This window comes from Microbacterium panaciterrae (assembly GCF_039541635.1).
Taxonomy (GTDB): domain Bacteria; phylum Actinomycetota; class Actinomycetes; order Actinomycetales; family Microbacteriaceae; genus Microbacterium; species Microbacterium panaciterrae.
This window is the reverse complement of record NZ_BAABGP010000005.1, coordinates 62,617-77,836: the sequence shown is the minus strand read 5'-3', so window position 1 is coordinate 77,836 and position 15,220 is coordinate 62,617. Positions and strand designations below refer to the sequence as shown.

The following is a 15,220-nucleotide window of genomic DNA, read 5'->3' as shown; positions in this document are numbered from 1 at the left end:
GGCCGGGAACACCCGATCCGCACAGCGGATCCGGGTTCTCCGGCCCTTCGGCAGGGAGGCTCGCGCTCGGCGAGCCCTCGCTCAGGAGGTGAGCGCCTCGGCGGTCGGCACGCGACCGGAGATCTCCTCGAGGAGGTCGTCACCCAGGCGGGCGTTCTCGAACGGGGCCTCGATCTCGGCACGGTCGAGCAGCTCGGTCATCCGGCGCTGACGCTGACGCGTGATCAGCGTCACCACACGACCGGTGTTGCCCGCGCGGCCGGTGCGGCCCGAGCGGTGCAGGTACGTCTTGTACTCGTCCGGGGCGTCGGCCTGGACGACGAGGTCGATGTCGTCGACGTGGATTCCGCGCGCGGCGACGTCGGTCGCCACGAGCACGTTGACGCGACCCGAGGTCAGCTTGTGCAGGTTGCGCGTGCGCTTGGCCTGGTTCAGGTCGCCGTGCAGCGAGACCGCGGGGATCCCGGCGTCCTCGAAGGCCTCGGCGAGCTGCTCGGCGTAGGCGCGCGTGCGGGAGAAGACCAGGGTGCGGCCATCACGGTCGACAAGCGAGGTGAGGATGTCGGCCTTGTCGCGGTGCTCGATCACGAGCACGCGGTGCTCGATCGTGCTGGACTCCTGCGTCTCGCCGGCGACCTCGAAGACGGCCGGGTCGACCAGGAACTCGTCCACCAGGGCCGCGACCTCGCGGTCGAGCGTCGCGGAGAACAGCAGCTTCTGGCTGCCGTCACCGGTCGCACGCAGGATCCGCTGCACCGGCTCGACGAACCCGAGCTCGCACATGTGGTCGGCCTCGTCGAGCACGACGATCCGCACGTCGGAGAGGTCGAGCTTGCCCTGATTGATCAGGTCCTCGATGCGGCCCGGAGTGCCGATCACGATGTCGACGCCCTTCTTCAGCGCGCCCACCTGGCGCGCCTGCGGCACACCGCCGTAGATCTGCGTGGTGAACAGGCCGACGCTGCGCGCGATCGGCTGCACGGTGCGGTCGATCTGCAGGGCGAGCTCGCGCGTCGGGGCGAGGATGATCGCCCGCGGGGTGCGGCCGAACTCGCGCTTCTTGCCCTTCTGGGACTGCAGGATGCTCTCCACGAGCGGAGCGCCGAACGCGATGGTCTTCCCGGATCCGGTGCGCCCGCGGGCGAGCACGTCGCGGCCGGCGAGCACGGCGGGGATGGAGGCCGCCTGGATCGGGAACGCGGTCGCCGCGCCCATCCCGGTCAGGATCTCGACGATGTTGGATCCGAGACCCAGATCCCCGAAGGTCACGTCCGCGACCTCGGCGGCCTCGACGGTCTGCGCGATCAGGCGCTCGTGGACGACGTCCTCGCCGATCTCGTGCTTCGGAGCACGATCGGCGGTGCGGTTCCAGTCGTCGCGGGCCGGGCGCTCGGTGCGACGGGGACGGTCATCGCGCTGCGGGTGATCGTTGCGCTCGAAGCGCGGGCGCTCGGTGCGGTCGTTGCGCGGGCGCTCGGTGCGGTCGAACGAGGGACGCTCGGTCCGTGCGGCACGATCGTCGTAACGCGGACGGTCATCCCGCTGCGGGCGATCGTTGCGCTCGAAGCGCGGACGATCGGTCCGTGCGGCGCGGTCGTCGTAGCGGGGGCGGTCGTCGCGCTGGGGACGGTCATTCCGGTCGAAACGGGGACGGTCATCGCGCTGCGGGCGGTCGTTGCGCTCGAAGCGCGGGCGCTCGGTGCGGCCGGCACGATCATCGCGCTGCGGGCGGTCGCTCCGGTCGAAACGCGGACGCTCGGTGCGGCGGTCGTCGAAACGCGGACGGTCATCGCGCTGCGGACGGTCACTCCGGTCGAAACGCGGACGGTCATCCCGCTGGGGGCGGTCGTTGCGGTCGAAACGCGGACGCTCCGTCCGACCGGCACGGTCGTCATAGCGCGGACGGTCATCCCGCTGCGGACGGTCGCTGCGGTCGAAACGGGGACGGTCATCCCGCTGCGGGCGGTCGTCGCGACGATGCGGGGCATCGACGCGGCCGGACTCGGCGCGGTTGCGGATCGAGCGAGACTCGTCACGGCCGGCGCGCTCCTGCGCGGACCAGCGCTGCTTCGGCGCGCGCTCGCCGGCGGCGGCCGCGGGCTCGGCGCGGTAGCCGCGGTGGTTCGGTGAACGGCTGCCAGGGCGGGAGTCGACGCGACGGTCGTCACGGGCCGGACGGGCATCGCGGTCGAAGCCGCCGCGCGCGGCGTCGCCGTCGCGGGCCGGGCGAGCCTGCGCGTGGCGGTCGTGGAACGGCGTCTTCTTGGCGTAGCGCGGCTCGAAGTTGGCCGACGGTCGTCCGCCCTTGGGCTTGTGGTTCTTGGGCATGGGGGTGTCCTTGTCTGGTTCTCGCACGAGAACAGCGCCCGTCGCCCTCCTGGGGCGCGGACATACCCGGGCAGCCTTCGGCCGGGGGCCATTCATGTGATGGATAAGCGCCCGGCGATGGATCCGCCGGCTCACCATCGGCCCCTGGGCTCACACGTTCGCACACATCCGCGCCCGACGGGGATCCCGTGGGGCTGCGGTTGCCCGAAGCCGACGTTCCACTCTACCGGAGCCTCCTGAGAGTCCGCCCCGATCGACGCGGCCGGATCCGGCGCCCGGATCCGCTCGGCGCACACTGACCGCGCGGCTCTACGATGGCGGGATGAGCACTCCGACCGGCGTCCAGATCCACCTCGAAGCAGGCGGGGTCCGCGCGCAGATCTCTCAGGTCGGCGCGTCACTGCGCCACCTCGTCGTCGGCGGCACGACAGTCGTCCCGCCGTACCCCGAGGACCAGCCCGCTCCCGCCTGTGCCGGCGTCGTGCTCGTACCCTGGCCGAATCGGATCCGCGACGGGATCTGGATCGACGGCGACGAGACCCGCGCCCTGGCGATCACCGAGCCGAAGCTGAACAACGCGATCCACGGCCTGCTGCGCTATTCGGCGTACGAGATCGCCGAGCGGAGCGAAGGATCCGTGCTGCTGCGCGCCGACGTCGTGCCGCAGCTCGGCTACCCGTACCTGCTCGAGACGTCGGTGCGGTACACGCTGGATGCGGACGGGATCACCGCGGAGCACACGATCGTGAACCGCTCCGCCACTCCCGCGCCCGTCGCCCTCGGCACGCACCCGTACGTCACGATCGGCGACACGGATCCGCGCGAGCTACGACTCCGGATCCCCGCCGAGACCTTCTTCGAGACCGATGACCGGCTGCTGCCGGTCGGCGAATCCCCGGTCTCAGGCGGCACCGACCTGCGCACGCCGCGGCGCCTCGCCGACCTGCAGCTCGACACCGGTTTCGCGACACTGCGCCGCGACGCGGACGGTCTCGTGCGCAGCACCCTCACCGCCGAAGACGGCCGGGTCGCCACGCTGTGGCAGGGAGAGGGCCTGGACTACCTGCAGGCGTACACGAACACCTCCTACCCGGGGCAGGAGCTCGTGGTCGCCCTCGAGCCGATGTCCGCCCCCGCGGAGGGGTTCAACTCCGGGCGCGGGCTGCGCCGGCTGGCGCCAGGGGACACCTGGACCGCGCAGTGGGGCGTGTCGCTCACGGTCTGACGCGTCCGGTCTGACGCGCACGGTCTGCGCTCCCGGATCCCCGCGTGTTGGGTGGGATACCCTGCTCGATGGAGGTCTTCCGGGATGCGGGCGCACACCTCCACAGGGTGAAAGGTTCGGCATGGCCGCGAAGGCTCCCACCACCGTCCAGTCGGTCACGCGCGTGTTCGACCTGCTCGAGCTCATCGCCGATGCCGGCGGCTACCTGACGATCAGCCAGATCGCCCCGATGGCCGGCCTCCCCCTCACCACCACGCATCGCCTGCTGCAGACGCTGATCGAGTGCGGCTATCTGCGTCAGCTGTCCGACCGCAGCTACGCGCTCGGACCGCGCCTGGTGCGCCTCGGCGAGATCGCGAACCGGCAGTTCGGCGCGATCGCGATGCCGCAGCTGAAGTCGCTCGTGGCAAGCCTGGGCGAGACCGCGAACCTCGCGACGCTGGATGGCGACCGCGTCGTCTACCTCTCGCAGGCGCCGTCGCCGCACGCGATGCGGATGTTCACCGAGGTCGGCGGGCGCGCGCACCTGCACTCCACCGGCGTGGGCAAGGCGATCCTCGCCCAGCTCACCGACGCGCAGGTGCGCACGATCGCCGCGCGCACCGGCCTGCCGTCGTCGACACCGCAGTCGATCGTCTCGATCGAGGTGCTGCTGGAGGACCTCGCACTCACGCGCGAACGCGGCTACGCGATCGATGACGGCGAGCACGAGATCGGCGTGCGCTGCTACGCGACGATCGTGCCGCACATGTCGGCGTTCACGGCGTTGTCGGTGTCGGTGCCGATGTCGCGCGTCGATGACCGATTCGCGGAGCGCGCCGTCCCGCTGATGCACGCGACCGCCGCGGAGATCTCCGCGGTCGCCAACGCGGTGTGACCCGAGCGATCCCCCCACGGCGCGCCGGTCTCGTGACCGCGCACCCTCTTGACCACGCACCCTCTTGACCATGCGCCGCGATCCGACGTAAGCTTTCCATGTTCCAGAATCACTTTTCCGATTGTCGGAAACTTCTGGGACGGTGAAGGCGAGAAGAGGCGATGACGCCGACCCAGACGGCTGACGCCGACCCCTTGTCCTGACACTTCCCACGCGGCACGATCGCCTTAGGACGGCGATCGGATGTGTCGCCGGATCCGAGGAGACTCCATGACTGACATCGCCGTCACGGTCAACGGTCGGCACCGCCCGCTCGCGGGCACGCCCACGCACGCCACCGCGCTGGACTGGCTGCGGGAGAGCGGCCTCTCCGGCAGCAAGGAGGGCTGCGCGGAGGGCGAATGCGGCGCCTGCGCGATGCTGCTCGCCACCCCGGCCGCCGACGGCGGCACCACGTGGACCCCGGTCAACGCCTGCCTCGTGCCGGTCTACGCCCTCGACGGCCAGGAGGTCGTCACCGCGGAAGGACTCGGATCCGTCGACGACCTGCACCCCGTGCAGGCGAAGCTCGCCGAGGGCGGCGGATCCCAGTGCGGCTACTGCACCCCCGGCTTCGCCTGCAGCATGGCGGGCGAGTACTACCGCGCCGACCGCACGGCCGTCTCGGTCCCTGAGCCTGTCGAAGGGTCCGACGCATCCTGCCCGGTCCATGAGCCTGTCGAAGGGCACGACTCGGAGCACGGCCCGAACGGCTTCGACCTGCATGCACTGAGCGGCAACCTGTGCCGCTGCACCGGCTACCGCCCGATCCGCGACGCCGCCTACACGCTCGGTTCGCCCGAGGCCGATGACCCGCTGCAGCAGCGCCTCGCCCAGCCCGCCCCGGATCCGGTCCCCACCGACGCCGAGATCGACGGCGCCCGCTTCGTGCGGCCCGCGACGCTCGTCGAGGCGCTGCGGATCCTCCGCGACGAGAAGGATGCCCTTCTCGTCGCCGGATCCACCGACTGGGGCGTCGAGGTGAACATCCGCGGCCGCCGCGCGCCGCTCGTCGTCGCGATCGAGCAGCTCCCCGAGCTGCGCACGCTGACGATCGAAGACGATGTGGTCGAGATCGGCGCCGCCCTCCCGCTCTCCGAGGTGGAGAAGCGCCTGGACGGCCGGATCCCGCTGCTCGCCCAGCTGTTCCCGCAGTTCGCCTCGCGGCTCATCCGCAACCGCGGCACGTTCGGCGGCAACCTCGGAACCGGATCCCCCATCGGCGACACCCCGCCGGCGCTGCTCGCCCTGCGCGCGAGCGTCGTGCTCGCCTCGCTCTCCGAGAACGGCGCAGGCGTCGTGCTGCGCGAGGTCGACCTGGCCGACTACTTCACCGGCTACCGGCAGACCGTCAAGCGCCCCGGCGAGCTGATCCAGGCGATCCGGATCCCGCTGCCGCTTGCCACCACGACCGCGTTCCACAAGATCGCCAAGCGCCGCTTCGACGACATCTCCAGCGTCGCCGTCGCCTTCGCGCTCGACATCGACGGCGGCGTCGTGACCGCCGCGACCATCGGCCTGGGCGGCGTCGCGGCGACTCCGCTGCGCGCCCGCGCCACCGAAGAGTCGCTGATCGGCAAGCCGTGGAACATCGCCACCGTCAAGGCGGCCGCCGAGATCCTGCGCAGCGAGGGCACCCCGATGTCCGACCACCGCGCCAGCAGCGACTACCGCTCGCACATGCTGCGCACCTCTCTGCTCAAGCTCTACAGCCAGACCGTGATCGAATCGAAGGAGGTGTCGGAGTGAGCACTCTCGCCGACCGCCCGGAGAACCCCGTCGTCGGCGTGCGCGCCGCCCACGAGAGCGCCGCCCTGCACGTCACGGGCGCCGCGATGTACACCGACGACATCGCGGAGCAGACCGCCGGCGTGCTCACTGCCTGGCCGGTGCAGTCCACGAACGCGCATGCCAAGGTCACCATCGACGTGTCCGGCGCCTACGACGTGCCCGGGGTCGTGCGGGTCCTCACCGCCGACGACGTGCCGGGCCTCAACGACGCAGGGATCCGCAACGACGAGCCGCTGTTCCCGAGCGAGGCCATGTTCTACGGCCACGCCCTGGTCTGGGTGCTCGGCGAGACGCAGGAGGCCGCCCGCCTCGGCGCCGAGCGCGTCACCGTCGAATACGAGCCGCTGCCGTCGCTGATCACCGTGCAGGACGCGCTCGACGCGCAGTCGTTCCAGGGCACCCCGCGCACGGTGCAACGCGGCGACGCCGCGGCCGGTCTCGCCGCCTCGACGCACGTCTTCGAGGGCGTCACCGAGTTCGGCGGCCAGGAGCACTTCTACCTCGAGACGCACGCCTCCTTCGCGATCCGCGACTCGGAGGGGCAGTACTTCATCCAGTGCTCGACGCAGCACCCCACCGAGACCCAGGATCTGGTCTCGCACGTGCTCGGGATCCCCGCGAACGAGGTCACCGTGCAGTGCCTGCGGATGGGCGGCGGCTTCGGCGGCAAGGAGATGCAGCCGCACGGCTTCGCCGCGATCGCAGCCCTCGGCGCCAAGCTCACCGGACGCCCGGTGCGGCTGCGGCTGAACCGCACGCAGGACATCACGATGACCGGCAAGCGGCACCCCTTCCACATCGCCTGGAAGGTGGGCTTCGATGAGAACGGCCTGCTGCAGGCGCTCGACACCACCCTCACCTGTGACGGCGGCTGGTCGATCGACCTGTCCGAGCCGGTGCTGGGCCGCGCCCTGTGCCACCTGGACAACTCGTACTGGATCCCCAACGTGCACGCCTACGGGCAGATCGTGAAGACGAACAAGACCTCGAACACCGCCTACCGCGGCTTCGGCGGACCCCAGGGCGTCTTCCTCATCGAGGACATCCTCGGCCGGGTCGCGCCGCAGCTGGGCATCGATCCGCTCGAGCTGCGCCGGAAGAACTTCTACCAGCCCGGCCAGAGCACCCCCTACGGTCAGCTCATCAAGGACGCCGACCGCCTGGAGACGATCTGGGGCCAGCTGAGCGACGAGGCCGATGTGGCTGCGCGGCGCGCGGCGATCGCGGACTTCAACGCCGGAAGCGCCCACGTCAAGCGCGCGCTGTCGATGACGCCGATCAAGTTCGGCATCTCGTTCAACTTCGCGGCGTTCAACCAGGCCGGCGCCCTCGTGCACATCTACAAGGACGGCTCGATCCTCGTCAACCACGGCGGCACCGAGATGGGCCAGGGCCTGCACACGAAGATGCTGCAGGTCGCGGCCACCGCGCTCGGGGTCGAACTGCACCAGGTGCGCCTCGCCCCGACCCGCACCGACAAGGTGCCGAACACCTCGGCGACCGCGGCGTCGTCCGGCGCCGACCTCAACGGCGGCGCCGTGAAGAACGCGTGCGAGCAGATCCGCGACCGGCTCGCGAAGGTCGCCGGACGCATGCTCGGCGTCGACGAGCGCGACGTGCGCTTCGGCGGCGGCTTCGCGACGGCGCTCGGTGCGCCCGTGAACCGCGTCACCTGGGGCGAGGTCGTCAAGGCCGCGTACTTCCAGCGCGTGCAGCTGTTCGCCGCCGGCTACTACCGCACCGAGGGCCTGCACTGGAACCCGGAGATCATGCAGGGATCCCCGTTCAAGTACTTCGCGTATGGCGCGGCCGCCACCGAGGTCGAGGTGGACGAGTTCACCGGCGCCTATCGCGTGCGCCGGGTCGACATCGTGCACGACGTGGGCGACTCGCTGTCGCCGATGCTCGACATCGGTCAGATCGAGGGCGCATACGTGCAGGGCGTGGGCTGGCTGACCCTCGAGGAGCTGCGCTGGGACGTCTCGGACGGCCCGCACCGCGGGCGCCTGCAGACCCAGTCCGCCTCGACGTACAAGCTGCCGAGCTTCTCCGAGATGCCGGAGGAGTTCCACGTGCGGCTGTTCGAGAACGCCCGCGAGGAGGGCGCCGTCTACGGCTCCAAGGCCGTGGGCGAGCCGCCGTTCATGCTCGCGTTCAGCGCGCGCGAGGCGATTCGAGACGCCGTGGCGGCCTTCGGCCCGGCCGGCCACTCGGTCGACCTCGCCTCCCCCGCGACGCCCGAGGCCGTGTTCTGGGCGGTCCGCACCGCCCAGGAGGCGGGTGCCGCAGCGGACGCGGGCGCCGAATCCGTCGAAGGCCGCGAGCTGATCACCGCCGACTGACCCACCAACCGAGTCGTCCCCGCCAGCGCACGCCAGGGGCCCGCTGGCGGGGACGACTCGATCACTTGAGGAGCACAGCACCATGGACTGGCTGGACGCGCTGCAGGAGCTGCGGGCGCGGCGGATCCCCGCCGTGATCGTGACCCTGGCGACCGTCCGCGGTCACGCCCCGCGCAACGGCGGCGCGAAGATGGTGGTCGCCCCCGACGCCGTGCACGGCACCGTCGGCGGCGGCAACCTCGAGGCCACCGCGATCGAGCAGGCGCGGCGCATGCTCGCCGACGGCGCGGCCGAGCCGGAGCTGCTCACGCTCACGCTGAGCGACAAGGCCGTCACCGAGTACGGCGTGCAGTGCTGCGGAGGAGAGGTCACCATGCTGCTCGAACCGATCAGGGTCACCCCCGCCGTCGCCGTGTTCGGCCTCGGCCATGTCGGCCTCGAGCTGGCCAGGATCCTCGCCCGGCATGAGCTCGACCTGACCCTCGTCGACTCCCGGGCCGAGATGCTGTCCGAGGAGCGCATCGGCGTTCCCGGGCAGAGCGGCATGCTCGGCGACGCGGTCGCCCGCGTGCGGATCGTGCACGCTCCTGTTCCCGAGGCCGCGCTGGCCGACCTCACCGCCGGCGCGCACGTGCTGGTCATGACGCACGACCACGTCGAGGATCTCGCGATCGTCGATCAGGCCCTGCGCACCGCGGACATCGGATCCCTCGGCCTGATCGGATCCGCCTCGAAGTGGGCGCGGTTCCGCAAGAAGCTGCACGAGCTCGGCCAGACGGATGACGACCTCGCCCGGGTGACCACGCCGATCGGCGTGCCCGAGGTGACCGGCAAGCAGCCCGCAGTGATCGCCGTGAGCGTCGCCGCGCGGATCCTGCAGCTGATCGACGAAGCCGCGCCCGCCGCGTAGGCCTCGGCGCTTCGAGCCCCCTCCCCCTCCCTTGCCCTCCCTTCGGGCGGAGAACGCACGCTCGGGCGGAGGAATCGGACGGATCCTTCCGCCGGTGCGCGAGATCTCCTCCCGGACGAGAGCCCTGGGCCGCGTCACACGGAAGAAGCCCCGGACCGCGACGCGGACCGGGGCTTCTCGAGACGGAGTCAGTGGCCGAGCACCTGCTCCACCGGTCCACGCACGAAGTACAGCGCGAAGCCGGCGGCGACCACCCACATCAGCCAGTGCACCTTGCGCGACCGGCCGGAGAGGGCGTTGATGAGCGCCCAGGAGATGAACCCGACGCCGATTCCGTTGGCGATCGAGTAGGTGAGCGGCATCGTGACGATGGTGAGGAACGCGGGCAGCGCGACGGCGAACTTGTCGAACTTGATCTCGCGGATCTGCGCCATCATCATCGCGCCGACGACGACCAGGGCGGCGGATCCGACCTCGATCGGCACCACCAGGGTCAGCGGCGTCACGAACATCGAGAGCAGGAACAGCACGCCGACCACGACTGAGGCGAGGCCGGTGCGGGCGCCCTCGCCGATGCCGGAGGCGCTGTCGACGTAGACCGTGTTCGACGAGGTCGAGGTCATGCCGCCGGCGACCGCGCCGAAGCCCTCGACGACGAACGCAGAGCGGAGCCGCGGGAACGTGCCGTCCTTGTACGCCAGCCCGGCGTTCTTGGCGAGCCCGGTCATCGTGCCCATCGCGTCGAAGAAGTTCGAGAAGACCAGGGTGAAGACGAGCATCGTGGCCGACAGGGCGCCGATCCGGCCGAAGGCGCCGAACAGGTCGAACTGGCCGACGAGACCGAAGTCGGGGATGGTCACCCACGAGCTGGGCAGCTGCGGGATCGTCATGTGCCAGCCGTTCGGATCCTTGACGGACGGGCCGAGCTGGAGCACCGACTGCGCGATGAGCGCGACGATCGTGGACGCGACGATGCCGATCAGGATGCCACCCGGCACCTTGCGCGCCACCAGGATCCCGATGAGCACGACGCCGAACAGGAAGATCAGGGTCGGAACGGAGCTGATGGATCCGCCTTCGCCCAGCTGCACGGGCGGGCCGCCCGGGGTGCGGTTCACGAAGCCCGAGTCGACGAAGCCGATGAATGCGATGAACAGGCCGATTCCGACGGTGATCGCCGCCTTCAGGGGCTGCGGCACGGCGTGGAAGATCGCGGTCCGGATGCCGGTGGCTCCGAACACCACGATCAGCACGCCGTTGATGACGACGAGGCCCATCGCCTCCTGCCAGGTCACCTGGCCGACGACCGCGACGGCGAGGAAGGAGTTGATGCCGAGCCCGGCGGCGAGCGCGAACGGCAGCCGCGCGACGACTCCGAACAGGATCGTCATCACGCCGGCGGTCAGGCCGGTCGCGGCGCCGATCTGAGCGGCCTGCAGCGCGTGCCCGACGACGTCCTTGGTGCCGCCGAGGATCAGCGGGTTGAGGATCACGATGTACGCCATGGTGACGAAGGTCACGATGCCGCCGCGGAGCTCGCGGCCCACGGTCGAGCCGCGCCGGGTGATCCCGAAGTAGCGGTCGAGCGCGTTCTTGGGGGCCACATCGACCGTCGAGGTCGCCCCGGTCTTGAGGGGAGGATGGCTGTCCGCGGTGCGGGAGAACGGCGACGAGCTGTCCTCTTCGGGCGTGGATGTAGGAGTCGATGACGTCATTGTCTTGTCCTTCTCGATGTTCGGGAGAGTCAGTACTCGATGCGACTGGTGGTGGCGCTCCACTCGGCGAAGGGCGCGACGCGCTCCTCGGCCGGCAGCGCGATGTCGGTGACGGGCATGACCTCTCGGTCCTCCGGTCCGCCCTCGAAGTAGCGGTAGAAGACCGCGTCGTCGAAGCCGGCGTCGGCGGCGTCGTCGCGGTTCGCGGCGAAGTACACCCGGTCGATGCGCGCCCACAGCGAGGTGGCCAGGCACATCGGGCAGGGCTCGCAGCTGGTGTAGAGCACGGCGCCGGAGAGGTCGAAGGTGCCCAGGCCCTGGCAGGCGCTGCGGATCGCGGTCACCTCGGCGTGGGCGGACGGGTCGAGGTTCGCGGTGACGCGGTTGACCCCTTCGAAGACCTGCCCGTCGGCCGAGACGACGATGGCGCCGAACGGTCCGCCGGAGTTGCGGACGTTGTCGGTGGCGAGGGCGACGGCTCGAGCCAGATACTCGGCCGGCGTGGTCCCGACGGCGGATGCGGGCGCGGTTGTATTCATGCGGAGAGCTTCCTTGCTTTCGTCGCAGTGATACGGCTTATCGGGTCGGGCCCCGAGTCGGGCCGTTCCACGAGATATACGTCGAACCGCTAGGTTTCTTCCGTCCCACGGCCCCTGATGGGGCTTCGGGCTGGATCGACTGTAACAGCGAACCGCGCATCCGTCCATCCTTTTTCGGAACTTCGCTTCCACCTAGCGAGAACTGGAGTTGTTGTTCCGCACCTGCGGCGCTATCCTCACGTTCATGACGCATTTTCGGATCCGGGAGGCCGCGAGCCTGCTCGGCGTGAGCGATGACACCATCCGCCGGTGGGCCGGGGAGGGGATCCTCACGCTCTCCCGCGACGCGAGCGGGCACCAGGTGGTCTCCGGCGCCGAGCTCGCGGAACGGGCGCAGGCCATTGCGGCCGAGACGGACGAGGACGGCGTGCTGCGCAGCGCCCGCAACCGCTTCACCGGGCTCGTCACGAAGGTGCGCGTCGACGGGCTGATGGCCCAGGTCGAGCTGCAGAGCGGCCCGCATCGGGTCGTGTCGCTGATGACCGCCGAGGCCGCGGAAGAACTCGGCCTCGAGGTCGGATCCAAGGCCGTGGCCGTCGTGAAGGCGACCATGGTCATCGTCGAGACCGAGAGGACGTCGTCCTGATGACCCGTCGCACCCTCCCCGCCCTGGCGGCCACGGCGCTCGCCGCCGTCCTCGCGCTCGCCGGATGCTCCGCGCCCGGGGCGAGCCCGAGCACGTCCCCGACGCCGAGCGCGACCGCCACCAGCACTGCGAGCGGCGAGCTCACGGTCTTCGCCGCGGCCTCGCTGAGCGGCGCGTTCGCGAAGATCACGGACGCGTTCGAGGCCGAGAATCCGGGCGTCACCGTCACGCCGATCACCTACGACGGATCCTCGACCCTCGCCACGCAGATCATCGCGGGCGCCCCGGTCGACGTGTTCGCCTCGGCGGATCAGAAGAACATGGACAAGGTCTCCCAGGCCGGGCTCGCCGGAACTGTGCCCGTGTTCACCACGAACGTGCTGCAGATCGCGGTCGCGCCCGGCAACCCGCATCACGTGACCGGCCTGTCGTCGCTGACGGACCCGAGCCTCAAGGTCGTGCTGTGCGCGCCGGCGGTGCCCTGCGGGAACGCCGCGAAGACCCTGCTCGACGCCGCGGGCGCCGCGGTGACGCCCGCGAGCGAGGAGCAGAACGTCACGGCCGTGCTCGCCAAGGTCAAGGCGGGCGAGGCCGACGCGGGCCTCGTGTACACGACCGATGTGAAGGCGGCCGGCAGCGCCGTCACCGGGGTCGCGATCCCCGGCGCGGACAAGGCGATCAACTCGTACCCGATCACGGTGCTGAAGGGCGCGAAGAACCCGAAGGCCGCCACCGCGTTCGTCGACTTCGTGCGCTCGCCCGCCGGGCAGCGGATCCTGAAGGATCTCGGGTTCGGCGCCTGATGACCCATCCGGACGGCGCGGAACCGTTCGTCGCGTCGCCCGGCGGGCGGCGTGGCGAACGCCTGCCCGTCTGGCTGCTGATCCCGGCCGGCATCGCCGTGCTGCTGCTGGTGCTGCCGTTCGTCGCGCTGCTCGTGCGGCTGAACTGGGCGACGGTGCCCGCCGCGGTGACCTCGCCCGAGGCCCTGCAGGCGCTCGGCCTGTCGCTCGCGACCGCAGCGATCGCGACCGTCATCTGCGCCGTGCTGGGGATCCCGCTCGCGGTCGTGATCGCACGCAGTCCTGGCTGGCTCGCGGCGACGCTGCGCACGCTCAGCACCCTGCCGCTCGTGCTGCCGCCGCTGGTCGGCGGCATCGCCCTGCTCGCGCTGCTCGGCCGCAACGGACTGCTGGGCGCCACCCTGGCCGTCGCCGGGATCCAGATCCCGTTCACGACCGCCGCCGTCGTGATCGCGCAGACCTTCGTCGCCCTGCCGTTCCTGGTGATCGCGATCGAGGGGGCCTTGCGCGCGATCGGCACCGAGCACGAGCGAGTGGCCGCCGGGCTCGGTGCGAGCCGGTTCACCGTGTTCCGCCGTGTCACGCTGCCCCTCGCCGCCCCCGGACTGATCGCGGGCACCGTGCTGTGCTTCGCGCGCGCTCTCGGCGAATTCGGCGCGACGGCTCTTTTCGCCGGCAACTCCGCCGGCGTCACGCGCACCATGCCGCTCGCGATCTACACGGCGTTCAACGGCGCGGGCGTCGACGAGGACACGGCGATCGCGCTGTCGCTCATGCTGATCCTCGTCGCGATCGCGGCGCTCGTGCTGGTGCGCGGCTGGCGGCCGGGAGCCGTGCGATGACCGGGCCGATGACGGTCGACCTGCGTGCGACGCGAGGCGCGTTCCGGATGGCGGCTGCGTTCGAGGTCGCACCGGGCGAGATCCTCGCGGTGATCGGGCCGAACGGATCCGGGAAGTCGACCCTCCTGGACGCGATCGCCGGGCACCTCCCTGCGACCGGACACGTGTCGATCGGCACGCGGGTGCTCGACGCACCCGAGGGCGCCCGCCGTGCGGTCCGCGTTCCTCCGGCCGAGCGTCGCATGGCGCTGCTCGGCCAGCGTGCGCTGCTGTTCCCGCACCTCTCGGTGCTCGAGAACGTGGCGTTCGGACCCCGCGCGCAGGGCGTCCCGCGCGCGGAGGCGCGGCGCCGAGCCCGGGCACGACTGGAGGAGGTCGGGCTCGGCGCCTTCGCGCCGCGACGCCCCGCGGCGCTGTCCGGCGGCCAGCAGCAGCGCGCCGCGATCGCCCGTGCTCTCGCCGCCGCCCCCGAGGTTCTGCTGCTGGACGAGCCGTTCGCGGCGCTCGATGCGCAGACCGCCGCGCAGGCCCGGCGGCTGATCGCCGCGCAGCGCGACGACGCGGGGATCCCGGTCGTGCTGGTCACCCACGATCCGATGGACGCGCTGCTGCTCGCGACGAGGACCCTCGTGATGCAGGGCGGATCCGTCGTGCAGTCCGGCCCCACCGCCGAGGTGCTCGGTCATCCGCGCTCCGACTTCGTCGCGGCCGTGGCGGGCGTGAACCGGGTCGTCGTGACGGGCGCCGGATCGGGAGCGGTACGGAGCCCGGGCGACCTCACGCTGCGCGGTCACGGCGATCCGCTGGGCGAGGGCGAGCACGGCACGGCGGTGTTCGCCCCGGGATCCGTGCGGGTCCGGGCCGTGCCGGCGAGCTCCGCGCCCGAGGCCCTGTCACCGTCCGCGAACCGCTGGATCGGGACGGTCTCGCTGCTGGAGCCGCAGCCGGGAGGGATCCGTGTGCATTCGGCCGAGCAGCCGGGGATCGCGGTCGACTGCCCGTCCACGGTCGCCGTCGCGCTGGGCCTGCGCCCGGGGTTGCCGCTCGCGTTCGAGGTGGCCGCGGAGGACGTGTCGGTGCGCGCCGACCGAGCGCGCTGAGCGGGCCGGATCGCGTCTCGGGCATCGCAGCGGGTGCTACGGTTGACCACTCGAAAGGGGGTG

General features: G+C 71.2%; 12 protein-coding genes. 9 read left to right on the top strand and 3 right to left on the bottom strand.

The window, feature by feature from the left end; genetic code table 11:
• Positions 1-81 precede the first annotated feature (81 nt).
• On the bottom strand, positions 82-2,328 hold the full coding sequence (locus ABD882_RS03940) for a DEAD/DEAH box helicase (RefSeq protein ID WP_345184573.1): 2,247 nt from the start codon (positions 2,326-2,328) through the stop codon (positions 82-84).
• 322 nt (positions 2,329-2,650) lie between these two features.
• On the opposite strand from ABD882_RS03940, the gene ABD882_RS03935 reads away from it, so the two are divergent.
• From ABD882_RS03935 to xdhC, 5 genes are all read left to right on the top strand, one after another.
• Positions 2,651-3,553 (top strand): aldose 1-epimerase family protein, encoded by a 903-nt coding sequence (locus ABD882_RS03935; RefSeq protein ID WP_345184571.1) that lies wholly within the window; start codon positions 2,651-2,653, stop codon positions 3,551-3,553.
• Positions 3,554-3,674: 121 nt separating this feature from the next.
• Positions 3,675-4,430 (top strand): IclR family transcriptional regulator, encoded by a 756-nt coding sequence (locus tag ABD882_RS03930; RefSeq protein WP_345184568.1) that lies wholly within the window; start codon positions 3,675-3,677, stop codon positions 4,428-4,430.
• A 270-nt stretch (positions 4,431-4,700) separates the two neighbouring features.
• Positions 4,701-6,218 (top strand): xanthine dehydrogenase small subunit, encoded by a 1,518-nt coding sequence (locus ABD882_RS03925; RefSeq protein WP_345184566.1) that lies wholly within the window; start codon positions 4,701-4,703, stop codon positions 6,216-6,218.
• Complete coding sequence (gene xdhB / locus ABD882_RS03920; protein WP_345184564.1) at positions 6,215-8,602, top strand: xanthine dehydrogenase molybdopterin binding subunit; 2,388 nt, start codon at positions 6,215-6,217, stop codon at positions 8,600-8,602. The genes ABD882_RS03925 and xdhB overlap by 4 nt, the downstream gene beginning before the upstream one ends.
• 82 nt (positions 8,603-8,684) lie before the next feature.
• Positions 8,685-9,512 (top strand): xanthine dehydrogenase accessory protein XdhC, encoded by an 828-nt coding sequence (gene xdhC, locus ABD882_RS03915; RefSeq protein ID WP_345184562.1) that lies wholly within the window; start codon positions 8,685-8,687, stop codon positions 9,510-9,512.
• Positions 9,513-9,700: 188 nt separating this feature from the next.
• Here the strand turns inward: xdhC and ABD882_RS03910 are convergent, their stop codons facing one another.
• Both ABD882_RS03910 and ABD882_RS03905 read right to left on the bottom strand, forming a co-directional pair.
• Entirely contained in the window at positions 9,701-11,227 is a 1,527-nt protein-coding gene (locus ABD882_RS03910; RefSeq protein ID WP_345184559.1) for an NCS2 family permease, read from the bottom strand.
• Positions 11,228-11,256: 29 nt separating this feature from the next.
• Entirely contained in the window at positions 11,257-11,766 is a 510-nt protein-coding gene (locus ABD882_RS03905) for a nucleoside deaminase (RefSeq protein WP_345184557.1), read from the bottom strand.
• A 244-nt stretch (positions 11,767-12,010) separates the two neighbouring features.
• On the opposite strand from ABD882_RS03905, the gene ABD882_RS03900 reads away from it, so the two are divergent.
• The 4 genes from ABD882_RS03900 to ABD882_RS03885 are packed head-to-tail and all read left to right on the top strand — an operon-like array spanning position 12,011 to position 15,157.
• A complete protein-coding gene (locus tag ABD882_RS03900) occupies positions 12,011-12,412 on the top strand; it encodes a TOBE domain-containing protein (RefSeq protein ID WP_345184555.1) in 402 nt (133 codons plus the stop codon).
• Positions 12,412-13,215, top strand: coding sequence for a molybdate ABC transporter substrate-binding protein (modA, locus tag ABD882_RS03895; protein WP_345184553.1), 804 nt, complete (start codon positions 12,412-12,414; stop codon positions 13,213-13,215). The genes ABD882_RS03900 and modA overlap by 1 nt, the downstream gene beginning before the upstream one ends.
• Complete coding sequence (locus ABD882_RS03890) at positions 13,215-14,057, top strand: ABC transporter permease (protein WP_345184552.1); 843 nt, start codon at positions 13,215-13,217, stop codon at positions 14,055-14,057. The genes modA and ABD882_RS03890 overlap by 1 nt, the downstream gene beginning before the upstream one ends.
• The gene (locus ABD882_RS03885) at positions 14,054-15,157 is read left to right on the top strand and encodes an ABC transporter ATP-binding protein (RefSeq protein ID WP_345184550.1); all 1,104 of its coding nucleotides are present in this window, start codon (positions 14,054-14,056) and stop codon (positions 15,155-15,157) included. Before ABD882_RS03890 ends, ABD882_RS03885 begins: the two co-directional genes overlap by 4 nt.
• Positions 15,158-15,220: the final 63 nt, after the last annotated feature.